This is a genomic window from Streptomyces sp. NPDC048623 (assembly GCF_040650755.1).
In the GTDB taxonomy this organism is placed as follows: domain Bacteria; phylum Actinomycetota; class Actinomycetes; order Streptomycetales; family Streptomycetaceae; genus Streptomyces.
This window is the reverse complement of sequence record NZ_JBEZHV010000017.1, coordinates 83,469-96,770: the sequence shown is the minus strand read 5'-3', so window position 1 is coordinate 96,770 and position 13,302 is coordinate 83,469. Positions and strand designations below refer to the sequence as shown.

Genomic DNA, 13,302 nt, shown 5'->3' with positions numbered 1-13,302 from the left:
CGGGGCTCAGCCGATCACCCGGCCGTTGACCACGACCCGCCGCGGCGCCGCGAGGACGCGGACGTCCGCGCGCGGGTCCTCGCCGTAGACGACGAGGTCGGCGGGGGCGCCCTCGGTCAGGCCCGGGCGGCCGAGCCAGGTACGGGCCCGCCAGGCGGTCGCGGACAGCGCGTCGAGGGCGGGGATGCCGGCCCGGGTGAGCTCCTCGACCTCGGCGGCGACCAGGCCGTGCGCGAGCGAGCCGCCCGCGTCGGTGCCGACGAAGACCGGGATGCCCGCGTCCCAGGCGGCGCGCACCGTGTCGTAACGCCGCTCGTGCAGCCGGCGCATGTGCGCCGACCAGCGCGGGAACTTCTCCTGGCCGCCGTCCGCGAGATGCGGGAAGGTCGCGATGTTGACCAGGGTGGGGACGATGGCGACGCCGCGCTCGGCGAACAGCGGGATGGTGTCCTCGGTCAGCCCGGTGGCGTGCTCGACGCAGTCGATGCCCGCCTCGACCAGGTCGCGCAGCGAGTCCTCGGCGAAGCAGTGCGCGGTGACCCGGGCGCCCAGCCGGTGCGCCTCGGCGATGGCGGCCTCGACCTCGGCGCGCGGCCAGGACGGGGAGAGGTCGCCGAGGTCGCGGTCGATCCAGTCGCCGACCAGCTTGACCCAGCCGTCGCCGCGCCGGGCCTCCTGCCCGACGTACGCGACGAGCTGCTCGGGCTCGATCTCGTGGGCGTAGTTGCGGATGTAGCGGCGGGTGCGGGCGATGTGCCGGCCGGCCCTGATGATCTTCGGCAGGTCCTCACGGTCGTCGATCCAGCGGGTGTCGGAGGGCGAGCCGGCGTCGCGGATGAGGAGGGTGCCGGCGTCCCGGTCGGTGAGCGCCTGCTTCTCGGCGGTGGCCTCGTCCACCGGGCCGTGCCTGTCGAGGCCGACGTGACAGTGCGCGTCGACCAGGCCGGGCAGCACCCAGCCCTCGACGGTCGTGACCTCCCCGGCGGCGGCCGGGGGGCGCTCGAAGGTGATCCGCCCGTCGACGCACCACAGCTCGTCCCGTACGTCCTCCGGGCCGACGAGCACCCGCCCCTTCACATGCAGCACGCTCAAGTTTCCTCGCACCTTTTCCCTGCTCCCCAGTTTGCCTGCCCCCAGCATCCTCCCAGGAGGAGATCCGCCCCGCGCTTGGCGGTCTGCGTGACCCAGGCCACCCCCGACGGAGGTCGTGCCCCGCGCGGCTTTCCCGTTCCGGAAACTTGAGCCCCTTGCCGGGGCACACCCCACGCCGGAACGATCAGACGAGACCGTCATACGGGAAGGGGAACGCTCGTGAAGGTGACCATGCCGGCGACGACGTGCGACAAGCGGGACTGCCCGACGATCTACCAGACCGGACCGGGGCACGATCCTGGTCCAGGGTGAAACACCGACGGACCACGGGCTGGAGATCCCCGCGCACGAGACCCTCGTCGAGATCCCGAACTACAACGCGGACTGGCTGGACGAGATCCGGAGCTACGTCGCCTCGGGACGTCGCATGTACCGCGTGCACGTCCTCTCGCGCCCCCTGAGGTGCCCGGCCGTCCGCCGGTCTGCGGTCGCGCCGCACGAACGAGCACCGTACGCAGCCGGTCGTAGGGTCTTATGCAGCACCACGTGATCGCTCATACCCGCACTCTACGAGCCGTGTCGAGCGGGCAGGTCACGGGCGCCAGTCGGCCTCCAGGTCGTGCGAGTCGGTCTTGGTGAGCTGGGTGAGCGCGGTGCCGTCGCCCCGTACCAGGAAGAGGTGCTCGGGGTCCGCGTCGTCGGTGCCGCCCCGGGTGAAGACCAGGCGCCTGCCGTCCGGCGACCAGGAGGGGTACTTGTCGTTGGCGCGGGCCGAGGTGATGCGGTTCTCGCCCGTGCCGTCGGGGCGGATGACGTAGAGGTGGGCGAAGCCGGTGGAGTCCACCCGGCTGAAGACGATCCGGTCGCCGCGCGACCAGTCGGGCGTCCAGTCCTGGGAGCCGGCCGCGGTGATCGGATTCTGGGCCAGGGTGGACAGCTGGATCCGCATCAGCCGGCTGTGCCCGGACGCGTCCGCGCGGCTGAACGCCAGGTACGCGCCGTCCGGGGACCACGTCGGGTGGTACTCGTCCTCGGTGGTGAAGGTCAGGCGCGTGGCGGACGTGCCGTCGACGTCGGCCGCGTAGATCTCGCGCTCGGTGCCGACCGGCCTGGAGTAGGCGATCTTCTTTCCGTCCGGCGACCACGCCGGGTCGGAGGCGCCCTCGGTGCCGGGCACGGGCTTCAGGTCGCCGCCGGTGCTCTTCATCGTCCAGATGCCGTCGATCGCGCCGCCGGAGCCGTATCGGAGGAACGCCACCCGCTTGCCGTCCGGGGACCAGCTGGGCATCACGTCGCTGACGGTCGGGGTGTTGGTGAGCTTGACGGCCGCGCCGCCGATCGGGGAGATCGTGTAGAGGTCCTCGATCGAGTCCGTCGCCGTGTAGCGGGCGAAGACGATGGGGCGGCTGATCACCAAGCGCTCGAGCGCGGGGTTCGACGGCCGCGGAATCGGGGTCCATTCCGTGAAGCCAAGGGTCGTCAGTCCGGCCGGTCCCGTCGTCGCGGTCGGTTCGGCCGGTCCCGTGCGTCCCGTCGCGCCCGCTGTCGCCTCCCCGCCGAGGGCCAGCGGCGCCGCCAGGGCCAGCACTGCGGCGGCCACGACGGCCGCCAGCGCGGCCCGCCGGCCGCGCGCCCTGCCGTACCCGGCTTCTCCGGCTGTTCCGGTCTCTCCGGCGTTTCCGGTCTCTCCGGTCTCTCTGCCGGCACTGTCCGTCATGGTGTCCACCCCGTCTTCCCTCCCGGCGGCGCGCCCGAGTGCGGCCGCTGCGGCCCGTAACATCCCACCGCCGCAGGCCGGCGGGAAGCGGCCGGGCCCCACGATGTGTGCCCTGTGACACGTTCCGTACAGCGCTGTCACACGCGGCGCCCGGCGCGGGGGCCGACGGCGGCTCGGGGCCCGGCCGGGCCCCCTCGGTACGCTGGCCCGCGACAGGCTCCGACACCGAAGAAGGCACCACCGTGACCGTGACGCACCCGCTCCTCGACCTGGCCCCGCTGACCGCCGCCCGCTTCGCGTCGATCGAGCGGCGGGTCGCCGCGCTGCTCTCCACCGAGCAGGACGTGGTGATCACCCAGGGCGAGGCGCTGCTGCCGCTGGAGGGCTGCATCCGCAGCGGGGCCCGGGCGGGCTCGACGGCGCTGAACGTGGTCACCGGTCCGTACGGGCAGACCTTCGGCAACTGGCTGCGCGACTGCGGTGCGACCGTGGTCGACCTGGAGGTGCCGTTCCACACGGCGGTGACCGCCGAGCAGGTGGCGCGGGCCTTCGAGGAGCACCCGGAGATCGACTTCGTGTCGCTGGTGCACGCGGAGGCGGCGACCGGCAACACCAACCCGGTGGCCGAGATCGGCGAGGTGGTACGGGCGCACAACGCGCTGTTCTACCTGGACGCGGTGGCCTCGGTGGGCGCCGAGCCGGTGCTGCCGGACGTCTGGGGCGTCGACATGTGCATCATCGGCGCGCAGAAGGCGATGGGCGGCCCGGCCGGTGTGTCGGCGGTGTCGGTGAGCGAGCGGGCCTGGGAGCGTTTCGCGGCCAACCCGGCGGCGCCGCGCCGCTCGTACCTCTCCCTCCTGGACTGGAAGGAGCGCTGGATCGACGGCGGCCGCAAGGCGCTGCTGCACGCCCCGGCGCAGCTGGAGATGCTGGCCCTGGAGGCGTGCCTGGACCGGATCGAGACCGAGGGTCTCGACGCCCTGACGGCCCGGCACGCGGCGGCCGCGGCGGCGACCCGGGCGGGTGCGCTGGCGCTGGGCGGCGGCCTGGAGCCGTATGTGTACGAGGCGAAGGACGCGGCGCCGGTCGCGACGACGCTGCGTTCCCCGGCCGGGGTGGACGCCTCGGAGCTGGTCGCGAAGGCGCTGGCCGCCGACCCGTCGCTGCCGCTGATCGCGGGTGGCGGGTCGCTGGCGAAGGAGATGATCCGGGTGAACCACTACGGGGTGGACGCGACGCCCGGCGCGGTGCGGTCCTCGCTGGCGGCGCTCGGCGCGGCCCTCGCGGAGACGGGCCGCGCCGTGGACCTGGAGGGCGCGCGCCGGGCGGTCACGGAGGCGTGGACCGCCTGACGTACTCCTCGTGCCCTCGTACCCCTCTCGCCGTTACAGCGCCGGGTAGTCGGTGTAGCCGCGGTGGTCGCCGCCGAAGAAGGTGGCGGGGTCCGGGGTGTTGTACGGGCCGTCGGCCGCGAGGCGGGCCGGCAGGTCGGGGTTGGCGAGGAACAGGGCACCGTACGCGAGGATGTCGGCGGTGCCGTCCTCGATCAGGCCCAGCGCCCCGGGGCCGGTCGGGCCCTCGGTGGCCGGGTTGAGCACGAAGGTGCCGGAGAAGCTCTTGCGCAGGAGCTGGGTGAGCTCGCGGACCTCGGCCACCGGCTCGGTGACGTGCAGGTACGCGATCCCGATCGGGTCGATCGCGGAGACCAGGGCCGGGTAGACCTCGGCGGTGTCGGTCTCGGCGATGTCGTTGTAGGTGTTGGCCGGGGAGAGCCGCAGGCCGGTGCGCTCGGGGCCGATGGCGTCGGCGACGGCGCGGACGACCTCGACGGCGAAGCGGATGCGGTTCTCGACGGAGCCGCCCCACTCGTCGGTGCGGTGGTTGCTGTTGGTGGACAGGAACTGGTGCACCAGGTAGCCGTTGGCGCCGTGGATCTCGACGCCGTCGAAGCCGGCCTCGACGGCGTTGCGGGCGGCCGCCGCGAACCCCTCGATCGTCTCGCGCACCTCGTCGGCGGTCAGCTCGCGCGGGGCGGTGAAGTCCACCATCCCGGGCCCGGCGAAGAGCTGGCCGGCGGGGGCGACGGCGGACGGGCCGACCGGGTGGAGGCCGTCGCCGAGGACGTCGGGGTGGCTGATCCGGCCGGCGTGCATGAGCTGGGCGAAGATGCGTCCGCCGCGCTCGTGGACGGCGTCGGTGACCACGCGCCAGGCGGCGATCTGCTCGGCGCTGTGCAGGCCGGGGGTGTTGGGGTAGCCCTGGCCGACGGCGGTGGGCTGCACGCCCTCGCTGATGATCAGGCCGGCGGTGGCGCGCTGGGCGTAGTACTCGGCGGTGAGCGGGGTCGGGACGCGGCCCTCGGCCTCGGCCCGGCTGCGGGTCATGGGCGCCATGGCGATGCGGTTGGCGAGGCGCGTGCCGGCGAGGTCGATGGGGTCGAAGGCGGTGGTCATGGCGGTCCCCTCAGGAAATATGTGGTCGGCCAACCATTCGGGCCGGAGTTCACTGTAACCCATTTACTTGGCCAGCCAAGGTAATCTGGGAGGGACGGGGAGCGAAGGGGAGGAAAATGGGCGCGACGTAGGCTCGGACCATCGGCCCGGAGCACGCGCCAGGCACCGAGGTGACGAAGCACCGAGGCACGAGGACGAGGAGCAGGGAGCCCGCCATGACCGGATCAGGACCGGACCCCGTCTGTATCGCCGCCGCGGCGGGCGGTGCGGCGGGCGCGCTGCCGTCCGCGGCCCGTGGGGGCCCGGTCAGTCACACCCTGTCCCGGGTGGCGCGGCTGCACCGGTTCGCGGCCGGGCGGCGCCTGAAGGAGATGGGGCTCTACCCGGGCCAGGAGTTCCTGATGATGGCCCTGTGGGACTGCGGTCCGGTGCGCCAGTCCGTACTGATCAGGGAACTCGACCTGGACCCGTCCACGGTCACCAAGATGCTCCAGCGCCTGGAGCAGTCCGGCCATGTCCGCCGCCGCCCCGACCCGGACGACCGGCGGGCGGTGCTCGTCGAGGCGACGGAGGAGGGCGAGGCGCTGCGCGCCCGCGTCGAGGAGGTCTGGTGCTCCCTGGAGGAGCACTCCCTGACCGGCCTGACACCCGCCGAGCGCACGGAGCTCACCCGGCTGCTCGCCCGCCTGGAGGAGAACCTGTGCCGGGCGGCGGGCGAGTGCGGGGCGGAGGACTGACCCTCGGGGGTGCCGGTCAGCCGGCGGCGAGGACTTCCAGCACCCGGTCGACGTCCGCCGAGGAGTTGTAGAGGTGGAAGGAGGCGCGCAGGTTCCCGGCGCGGTCCGAGAGCAGGATGCCCGCCTCGCGCAGCGCGTCGGCGCGGTCGCCGAGGCCCGGCACGCCGACGACCGTGGAGTCGTCCGCGACCGCCGGGTGCCCGAGCGCGTCGAGCCCGGCCCGGAGGCGGGCCGCGAGGGCCTTGTTGTGGGCCTCGATCCGCTCGATGCCGATCTCCTCCAGGAGCGCGAGGGAGCGGGCAGCGCCGTGGTACGAGAGGAAGGCCATCGGCTCGTCGAACCGGCGGGCGGAGCGGGCGAGTTCGCGCACCGGGCCGTAGTTGTTGGCCCACAGGTCCTCGCCGCTGACCCAGCCCGCGTGGATGGGGAGCAGCGCGTCCTGCGCCTCGGCGGTGACGGTGAGGAAGGACGCGCCGCGCGGGCAGAGCAGGTACTTGTAGGCACCGGAGACGGTGAAGTCCCACTCCCCCGCGTACAGCGGCAGCCAGCCCGCGGACTGCGTCGCGTCGAGCAGGGTACGGGCGCCGTGCGCCGCCGCGGCGGCGCGGATCGCCGCGAGGTCGGCCGTGCGGCCGTCCGCCGACTGCACGGCGGAGAAGGCGACGAGCGCGGTCTCCGGCCGTACGGACTCGGCGAGCCGGTCGAGGGGCACGAACCGGAGCTTGAGGTCGCCGCGGACCGTGAAGGGGTTGATGACGGAGGAGAAGTCGCCCTCGGCGAAGAGGATCTCGGCCCCGGCCGGCATGGACTGCGCGACCATGCCGACGTGGACGGAGACGGAGCTGCCGACCGCGACCCGGTCGGGGGCGATGTGCGCGAGCCGGGCGAAGGCGGCCCGGGCCTCGTCGACCACCTCGAAGTCGCCGGCGCCGCCGGGACGGCCGGCGGCGATCTCCTCGGCGAGCCGGACGACCGCGTCGACGGTGCGGCGGGGCAGCAGCCCGCAGGCGGAGGTGTTGAGGTAGGTCTGCTTCGGGGCGAACTCGGCGCCGCCCAGCGGCTCCAGCGGCACCAGCGGCTTCGGCTGGTCCTTTGACTGGTCCTTTGACTGCTCCACGGATTCCATGGTCCCAGCCTGGATTCCCCACGATCTCACGTCAATTGGGCAAAATTGCGGGGAATCTCCAAGCCTGGCTTATATCGCGCGGTGGGCCGCGTCCTTCGCCGTGGTCAGCAGGTGCCGCCGTCGACGTCGCACGCCGCCGCCTCGCCGCCGCCGACCGGCTGGAGGGCGCGGCCCTGCCAGGCCTGTTCCAGGGCCTGGGTGAAGACCTCGGCGGGCTGGCCGCCGGACACCCCGTACCGCCGGTCGAGGACGAAGAACGGCACGCCGTTCGCGCCGAGCTCGGCCGCCTCGCGCTCGTCGGCCCGTACGGCGTCGGCGTACGCGGTGGGGTCGGCGAGCACCGCGCGCGCCTCGGACTCGTCGAGGCCGGCCTCGACCGCGAGGGTCACCAGCGTCTCGTCGTCGAAGACGGAACGCTCCTCGGCGAAGTTGGCCCGGTAGGCGAGATCGAGCAGCTCGTTCTGCCGGCCGCGGTCCTTCGCGAGGTGCAGCAGACGGTGGATGTCGAAGGTGTTGCCGTGATCGCGCCCCTCCGTGCGGTAGCCGAGCCCCTCCGCCTCCGCGTTGCCGGCGACGTGCGCCTCCATGGCCCGGGCCTCGTCGAGGCTGCGCCCGTACTTCCGCGCGAGCATCTCCAGGACCGGCCCGGTGTCGCCCTTGGCCCGGTTCGGGTCGAGCTCGAAGGAGCGGTGCACGACCTCGACCTCGTCCCGGTGGGCGAAGGCCGCGAGCCCCTTCTCGAAGCGGGCCTTGCCGATGTAGCACCAGGGACAGGCAATGTCGCTCCAGATCTCGACGCGCATGGGTGACTTCTCCTACGGGGGGGGTTCGGGGGGCTCGGTGGCCGGGGCCTTCCATGACGGGAACACCCCGGCCCGCCGTTTTCATTCCACCGCGCCCGCGGGTGTGAGCCGCCCCACCCCGGCAGAGGCTCCGGCAGCCCGGCGGTAGTGGCCCGGGGCCGTGCCGTAGGCGCGTTTGAAGGCTTTGGCGAAGGCGAACTCCGAGGAGTAGCCCGCGCGCTGGGCGACCGTACGGAGGGGGAGGGTGAGATCGGTGCGGAGGAGGCGGCCGGCCGTGGTGAGGCGCCACCAGGTGAGGTAGGCGAGGGGAGGGCGGCCGACCAGGGCCGTGAAGCGGCGGGCGAAGGCGGCGCGCGAGAGGCCGGTGAGGGCGCCGAGGTCCTCGACCGTCCAGGCGCGGGCCGGATCGCCGTGGAGGGCGCGCAGGGCCGTGGCGACGGCCGGGTCGGCGAGGGCGGCGGACCAGCCGGTGGAGCGGTCGGCGCGTTCGGCCAGCCACCAGGTGCGCAGCAGGTAGAGCAGCAGGGTGTCGAGCAGCGCGGGCACGATCGCGTCGGACCCCGGCTGCGGCTCGGCGAGCTCCGCGCCGAGCAGGTCCACGGCCGCCCGCAGCCGCGGATGCGCGCCCACCCGCGCCGGGATGTGGACGTACGGCGGGAGCTCGGTCAGCAGCGGATGGGCGCGGGCCCGGCTCAGCCGGTACGCCCCGCACAGCAGCAGCGTCTCGTCCGGGCCGACCGGTCCCCGTACCGGCGGCGTGGGCCAGGAGCCGTCGGGCGACAGTACGGCGTCGACGAGCGGGGTGTCGGGGTGGTCGGCGAGGCCGTGGCCCGTGCCGTGGGCGAGCAGGACCACGTCGCCCGGGCCGAGCCGCACGGGCGCGCTGTCGTCCGGCGGCAGGAGCCAGGCCGAGCCCTGCAGGACGACGTGGAAGCCGGCGCCCTTGCTGGGTGGGAAACGGATGCCCCAGGGGGTGAAGTTGACGGTACGGGAGGAGTGCGGCCGGCCCGTGCGCATCACGGCGATGGCGTCGCTCAGTACGTCCATGCCCCGAACCGTAGCGTGCGAGACGACCGGACATGGCCGGGAGCGCGAAGGACATGGATCGTCTCACCGCCCGCTCCTACCGTCGAGGGCATGACGACAACCCGCATGACGACAACCGGCATGACGACGAAGGCGGTTCTGTTCCACGAACTCGGCGGCCCGGAGGTGCTGTCCGTCGAGGAGATCGCCCTGCCCGCCCCCGGCCCGAACGACGTCCGCGTCCGTGTCGAGGCCGTCGGCCTCAACCGGGCCGAGACACTGTTCCGTTCGGGCACCTACTACTATCCGGCCACGCTGCCCGGCTCACGGCTCGGCTACGAGGCGGCGGGCGTCGTCGAGGCGGTCGGCGCCGAGGTCGTCGACCTGGCGCCCGGCGACCCGGTGCTCGCGGCCGCCAACTTCGACTTCGGGGTGTACGGGGTGTACGCGGAGCGCGTGGTGCTGCCGCGCGCGTACCTGGTGCGGCGGCCCGAGGGCGTGGACGCGGTGACCGGGGCCGCGGTGTGGCTCACGTACTTCACCGCGTACGGCGGGATGGTGCTCACCGGCGGGCTCAGGCCCGGCGACCACGTGGTGATCACGGGGGCGTCGAGCGGTGTGGGCACGGCCGCGATCCAGACGGCGCTGCGAACCGGCGCCGTGCCGATCGCGACCACCCGGGGCGCGGCCAAGCGCGAGGCGCTCCTGAAGGCGGGGGCGGCGCACGTGATCACCACGGACACCGAGGACCTGGTCGACGAGGTGCGGCGGATCACCGGCGGCGCGGGCGCCGATCTCGCCTTCGACGCGATCGGCGGACCCGGCTTCGCACGGCTGGGCGACGCGCTGCGGCCCGGCGGCACGGCCGTCCTGTACGGCTGGCTGGACCCCCGGCCGGTCGAGCTGTCGATGAACTGGCCGCTGACCGTGCACGCCTACGACAACGGGGCCCTCGCCAGGACGGCGGAGGGCCGCCGCCTGGCCTCCGGGTTCATCGGCTCGGGGCTGCGCGACGGCTCGCTCGCGCCGGTGATCGCCGAGACCTTCGACGGGCTCGACGCCATGCCCGCCGCGCATCGGCTCATGGAGTCGAACACCCACCTGGGGAAGATCGTCGTCCGGGTGTGACCGGGGGACCGGGTGCGACCGGGGAGACCGGGTGCGACCGGGGGGACCGGGGAGGACCGGGGGGACCGGGGAAGACCGGGGGGGACCGGGGAAGACCGGGTGCGACCGGCCCTGCCGCCCGCTACTCCCCCGCGTCCCGCAGCTCCGGCGGCAGCAGGTGCTGCGGCGTCGACTGGTACGTCACCGGGCGCAGCCAGCGCTCGATCGCGGTCGCGCCGACCGAGGTGAACGGGGAGGTGGTGGCGGGATACGGGCCCCCGTGGTGCTGGGCGTCGGCGACCGCGACGCCCGTCGGCCAGCCGTTGACGAGGATCCGGCCGGCGAGCGGGGTGAGTTCGGCGATCAGGGAGGCGGCGTCGGGGTCCTCGTCGGCGGCCTGGAGGGTGGCGGTGAGGTTGCCGGGGACGAGGGCGAGGACGGCGCTGATCTCCTCGCGCGAGGCGTAGCGGGCGACGAGCGTGACCGGGCCGAAGGTCTCGCGCAGGAGTACGTGCCGGCCGCCTTCGAGGAGCGTGCCGGCGTCGAGGCTCAGGAAGCCGGCCTTGGCGGTGTGGGGGCCGGCGGGCCCCGGGTGGACGGGGGCCGTGACGCCCTCGGCCTGGCTGTCCTCGTAGGTCGCGGTGAGGAAGCGGCCGCGGATCCGGGGCGCGAGCATCACGCCCGGTTCGACCTTCTCGACGGCCTCGGTCAGGGCGTCGACGAAGCGGTCGCCCGCCTCGCCCGCCGGGGCGAGCACGAAGCCGGGCTTGGTGCAGAACTGGCCCATGCCCTGGGTCATCGACGCGGCGAGCCCGGCGGCGAGCTCCTCGGGCCGCTGCCCGGCGGCGGTCTCGGTGATCACCACCGGGTTGAGCGAGCCGAGTTCGCCGTGGAAGGGGATGGGTACGGGGCGGGCGGCGGCCGCGTCGAAGAGTGCCCGGCCGCCCTCGACCGAGCCGGTGAAGCCGGCGGCGGCGACCAGCGGGTGCCGGATGAGCTCCGTGCCCGCGTCGAAGCCGTGCACGAGCCGCACGACGTCCTCGGGCAGTCCGGTCTCGGCGGCGGCCTTGCGCAACAGGGCGGCGCAGAGTTCGGAGGTGGCCGGGTGATAGGGGTGCGCCTTGATCACCACGGGGCAGCCGGCGGCCAGCGCGCTCGCGGTGTCGCCGCCGGGGACGGAGAAGGCGAGCGGGAAGTTGCTGGCGGCGTAGACGGCGACGACACCGAGCGGGATCTTCATGCGCCGCAGGTCGGGGGTGGGCGGGGTGGTCGTCGGGTCGGGGCGGGAGATCCGTACGTCCAGGAAGGCGCCCTCGTCGGCGATGTCGGCGAAGTAGCGCAACTGGGCGGTGGTACGGGCGAGTTCGCCGGTCAGCCGGACCGGTCCGAGGGCGGTCTCGGCGTCCGCGGCCTCCACGACCCGGTCGCGGGCGGCGTCGAGGAGCTCGGCGGCGGTCCGCAGCAGCCGGGCCCGGGCGGCACGGTCGGCGAGTGCGGCGCGGACCGCGTGCGCGGCCCGTACGGCCCGGTCGACCTCCGCGGCGTCGGCCTCGACGGCGACCTGCTCCCGCTCCTTCCCCGTACGGGGGTCCACGCTCCACACTGATGCTGCCACGACACGCCCCTCGCCCACGTTGTTCGCTATTCTGAACGCGGTCCCTGTAGGTGAATCCGACACCGGGACTCTAGAGACGGCCGAGCCGTCTCCACAAGGGGCTTCCCTCGGGCCGGGCGGGAACAAGAGGCCGAGCGGGCCCGAGGGCGCGGGACGACGAGGGGCGAGGGCGATGGCGACGAACGACGCCGGTGGGGCACAGGTCAAGTCCGCGGTGCGCACCGTGGAGTTGCTGGAGTACTTCGCCGGACGGCCCGGCATGCACTCGCTCGCCGCCGTCCAGGAGGCCGTCGGCTACCCGAAGTCGAGCCTCTACATGCTGCTGCGCACCCTGGTCGAGCTGGGCTGGGTGGAGACCGACGCGACCGGCACCCGGTACGGCATAGGGGTGCGGGCGCTGCTCGTCGGCACGTCGTACATCGACGGCGACGAGGTGGTCGCCGCGGCTCGGCCCACCCTCGACCGGCTGTCCGACGACACCACCGAGACCATCCACCTGGCCCGGCTCGACGGCACGAACGTGGTCTATCTGGCGACCCGTCAGTCCCAGCACTATCTGCGCCCGTTCACCCGGGTCGGGCGCCGGCTGCCGGCCCACTCGACCTCCCTCGGCAAGGCGCTGCTCGCGACCCACAGCGACGAGCAGGTCCGCAAGCTGCTGCCGGAGACTCTGCCCGCGCTCACCGAGCACACCATCACCGACCGCGAGCGGCTGATCGAGGAGCTGCACGTGATCCGCGAGCAGGGGTACGCCGTGGACCGCGAGGAGAACACCCTGGGCCTGCGCTGCTTCGGCATCGCGATCCCGTACCGCACCCCGGCCCGCGACGCGATCAGCTGCTCGGTGCCGGTGGCCCGGCTGACCCCGGGGCACGAACAGCTCATCAAGGACGCGCTGTTCGACGCACGCGACCGGCTGGCGCTGGCGACCCGGCGGCTCTGACACCTGACAGCCGACGCCGGCCGCTAGGCCCGGGCCTCAGCCGAACCAGACCACCAGGCGCACATGGTCCTCCCCGTGCGCGGCGGCCAGCGTGCGCATGGCGTCCCACACCGGGGCCCAGTCGCCGTCCGGCGGAACGAACATCCGGGCCGTGATGACGACCGGGCGGTACACGGAGCCGTTCAGTGGCACCTCACCGCCCTCCGGCCACTCCCACGGGCACAGCTCCTCGCCGAAGACCTCGTCGGCCGCGCGGTCCACCTCGTCCGGGATCCGGACGATGTCGTGAAAGACCAGCTCGCCGTCCGGACCCGGCCGCCACTCGCCGACCCAGGGGCCGACCGGGCCGTCGCAGAGCGGCGCGTCCCAGTCGGCGGCCAGGATCTCGGCCCAGGTGGCGTACGAGTGGCTGTGGTTGACCTCGTCGTCCAGGATGTACTCGGCGGTGGCGTCCGCCGGCAGTCCACGCTGGTCGAACAGCGCCCGGAGGGTCCCGAGGCCCCCCGGACACCCGAACAGGACCTCGCGCGCGTAGCTCTGCTTGCCGAGGTCGAAGTCCAGCAGATCGACCGCCATGTCCCAGTCCCCGCCGGGCGTTCGGGCCTCGATCACCCCGTCGATGAAAATCCCCATGGGCGCCGATGCTACGTCCGGTGACCGCCCTCTCCCCCGCGCGGCGGAGG

The 13,302-nt window shown here is 73.7% G+C and carries 13 protein-coding genes; 5 read left to right on the top strand and 8 right to left on the bottom strand.

Annotated elements, in window-relative coordinates; genetic code table 11:
- Positions 1 to 6: 6 nt before the first annotated feature.
- Positions 7 to 1,140 (bottom strand): amidohydrolase family protein, encoded by a 1,134-nt coding sequence (locus AB0C73_RS23830; protein ID WP_362533514.1) that lies wholly within the window; start codon positions 1,138 to 1,140, stop codon positions 7 to 9.
- 316 nt (positions 1,141 to 1,456) lie between these two features.
- On the opposite strand from AB0C73_RS23830, the gene AB0C73_RS23825 reads away from it, so the two are divergent.
- Positions 1,457 to 1,642 carry a DUF6879 family protein gene (locus AB0C73_RS23825; RefSeq protein ID WP_362533693.1) on the top strand — a complete coding sequence of 62 codons (186 nt, stop codon included), beginning with the start codon at positions 1,457 to 1,459 and terminating at the stop codon, positions 1,640 to 1,642.
- Positions 1,643 to 1,684: 42 nt separating this feature from the next.
- On the opposite strand, the gene AB0C73_RS23820 is transcribed toward AB0C73_RS23825, so the two are convergent.
- Positions 1,685 to 2,809, bottom strand: coding sequence for a hypothetical protein (locus AB0C73_RS23820; protein WP_362533511.1), 1,125 nt, complete (start codon positions 2,807 to 2,809; stop codon positions 1,685 to 1,687).
- A 248-nt stretch (positions 2,810 to 3,057) separates the two neighbouring features.
- Between AB0C73_RS23820 and AB0C73_RS23815 the strand changes: the two genes are divergently transcribed.
- Complete coding sequence (locus tag AB0C73_RS23815; protein ID WP_362533691.1) at positions 3,058 to 4,161, top strand: aminotransferase class V-fold PLP-dependent enzyme; 1,104 nt, start codon at positions 3,058 to 3,060, stop codon at positions 4,159 to 4,161.
- 33 nt (positions 4,162 to 4,194) lie between these two features.
- On the opposite strand, the gene AB0C73_RS23810 is transcribed toward AB0C73_RS23815, so the two are convergent.
- The gene (locus AB0C73_RS23810; RefSeq protein ID WP_362533508.1) at positions 4,195 to 5,262 is read right to left on the bottom strand and encodes an alkene reductase; all 1,068 of its coding nucleotides are present in this window, start codon (positions 5,260 to 5,262) and stop codon (positions 4,195 to 4,197) included.
- A 215-nt stretch (positions 5,263 to 5,477) separates the two neighbouring features.
- Between AB0C73_RS23810 and AB0C73_RS23805 the strand changes: the two genes are divergently transcribed.
- The gene (locus tag AB0C73_RS23805) at positions 5,478 to 5,999 is read left to right on the top strand and encodes a MarR family winged helix-turn-helix transcriptional regulator (RefSeq protein WP_362533505.1); all 522 of its coding nucleotides are present in this window, start codon (positions 5,478 to 5,480) and stop codon (positions 5,997 to 5,999) included.
- 16 nt (positions 6,000 to 6,015) lie between these two features.
- On the opposite strand, the gene AB0C73_RS23800 is transcribed toward AB0C73_RS23805, so the two are convergent.
- From AB0C73_RS23800 to AB0C73_RS23790, 3 genes are all read right to left on the bottom strand, one after another.
- A complete protein-coding gene (locus AB0C73_RS23800) occupies positions 6,016 to 7,074 on the bottom strand; it encodes an aminotransferase class V-fold PLP-dependent enzyme (RefSeq protein WP_362533689.1) in 1,059 nt (352 codons plus the stop codon).
- Between the two features lie 155 nt (positions 7,075 to 7,229).
- The gene (locus AB0C73_RS23795) at positions 7,230 to 7,928 is read right to left on the bottom strand and encodes a DsbA family oxidoreductase (RefSeq protein WP_362533503.1); all 699 of its coding nucleotides are present in this window, start codon (positions 7,926 to 7,928) and stop codon (positions 7,230 to 7,232) included.
- 81 nt (positions 7,929 to 8,009) lie between these two features.
- On the bottom strand, positions 8,010 to 8,975 hold the full coding sequence (locus AB0C73_RS23790) for an AraC family transcriptional regulator (protein ID WP_362533500.1): 966 nt from the start codon (positions 8,973 to 8,975) through the stop codon (positions 8,010 to 8,012).
- Between the two features lie 105 nt (positions 8,976 to 9,080).
- Here AB0C73_RS23790 and AB0C73_RS23785 point away from each other — a divergent pair, with 105 nt between their 5' ends.
- Positions 9,081 to 10,082 (top strand): zinc-dependent alcohol dehydrogenase family protein, encoded by a 1,002-nt coding sequence (locus AB0C73_RS23785; protein WP_362533687.1) that lies wholly within the window; start codon positions 9,081 to 9,083, stop codon positions 10,080 to 10,082.
- A gap of 121 nt (positions 10,083 to 10,203) precedes the next feature.
- Here the strand turns inward: AB0C73_RS23785 and AB0C73_RS23780 are convergent, their stop codons facing one another.
- On the bottom strand, positions 10,204 to 11,676 hold the full coding sequence (locus tag AB0C73_RS23780) for an aldehyde dehydrogenase (NADP(+)) (protein WP_362533498.1): 1,473 nt from the start codon (positions 11,674 to 11,676) through the stop codon (positions 10,204 to 10,206).
- 172 nt (positions 11,677 to 11,848) lie between these two features.
- Here AB0C73_RS23780 and AB0C73_RS23775 point away from each other — a divergent pair, with 172 nt between their 5' ends.
- The gene (locus AB0C73_RS23775) at positions 11,849 to 12,619 is read left to right on the top strand and encodes an IclR family transcriptional regulator (protein ID WP_362533495.1); all 771 of its coding nucleotides are present in this window, start codon (positions 11,849 to 11,851) and stop codon (positions 12,617 to 12,619) included.
- Positions 12,620 to 12,655: 36 nt separating this feature from the next.
- Here the strand turns inward: AB0C73_RS23775 and AB0C73_RS23770 are convergent, their stop codons facing one another.
- Entirely contained in the window at positions 12,656 to 13,252 is a 597-nt protein-coding gene (locus AB0C73_RS23770) for a hypothetical protein (protein ID WP_362533492.1), read from the bottom strand.
- Between the last annotated feature and the right edge of the window lie 50 nt (positions 13,253 to 13,302).